Annotated in this window: 1 protein-coding gene; it reads left to right on the top strand. The window is 38.3% G+C overall.

The window, feature by feature from the left end; genetic code table 11:
- Nucleotides 1–125: 125 nt before the first annotated feature.
- On the top strand, nt 126–1,025 hold the full coding sequence (locus AAC854_RS22630) for an alpha/beta fold hydrolase (RefSeq protein WP_340619055.1): 900 nt from the start codon (nt 126–128) through the stop codon (nt 1,023–1,025).
- Nucleotides 1,026–1,113 lie beyond the last annotated feature (88 nt).

The raw sequence follows: 1,113 nt of genomic DNA, 5'->3' as shown, positions 1-1,113 counted from the left end.
TATATGTGGCAGCTCATCAAAAGAGTTAAGATTTTCTTGAATGCCGCTTCAGCAAATAGTTGGAAAGGAATAGGAAATATGAAATTCTCATAATTATGAAAAGTTATATACTACATGTAGAGTCAATGAATATCAAAGATGATTTTTTCAGTCTCGGTGCAGATTCCATATCTCTGGTCGAAATACAAATTCTTATTGAGCAAAATTTAGGAAAGAAAATAGATTGGAGTGACGTTCTTAGATTCAGAAATGTTGAATCCCTCGCTGCTTTTATTGATTCAACACATCGCCCTCCTCCCCAAGACAGAAGAGAAATTAAATGGCATGGCGTAAAATATGCTTTTCGTGTCATTGGTAATATCAGTGCAACAACAGCAATACCAAAGCTTATTATCGCGGGCGGTTTTCAAGATATGTATTCCTTGCCACACCTTGAATATCTTCTCAAAGATGACGGCCCGCTCATATTTGTTGATTTACCGGGAACAGGCTCTGCGGATGATATTCCCGAAAGTCTTCCCAAAAAGGAATGTTTTGAATTTCTTGCTCAATGCGCACGACATATTTTAGATGTTCTTTCCTTGCAAGCAATAAATCTCATTGGTATTTCTTACGGTGGCGCTACTGCTCTGGCATTCTCATATCAATGGCCCGATAGAATTAACAAATCCGTATTAATTGGTACCGCATTAACTCAACCACCTCACATTCAAAATAGGCTTAATACAGCCTTACGATTACTCAGCGAAGGGGAATACGAAGAATCTACAGAGAAGATAATTTCAAGTATCCTCTGTCTCGAACCCGGTATTAATATATTAGGAAAAGATACGACATATAAACTTCTGAAAAAGACGCTACAAGAATCAACGCGACATCAGGGAGAGCAATATGAACATCTCCAAATACGCCTCTTGAACCAAAAGAAATACGAGAAAGCCGAAAGTTTTAACAAGCCAATTTTATTTGCTACCGGCGAGTATGACATCATTACACCGCCTGAATATATAGCAGAATCAACATAACCTGACACATTCGATGTGCTCGGTGAACAACTCATCAACTGAACATCTTTTTTGTCTTCTTATCGCTTTTGCCCCACTCCATTTGTGT

Source organism: Xenorhabdus entomophaga, from assembly GCF_037996725.1.
GTDB lineage: Bacteria > Pseudomonadota > Gammaproteobacteria > Enterobacterales > Enterobacteriaceae > Xenorhabdus > Xenorhabdus khoisanae.
Note: the sequence above shows the minus strand (reverse complement) of the source record. Positions and strands in the feature narration are given on the sequence as shown.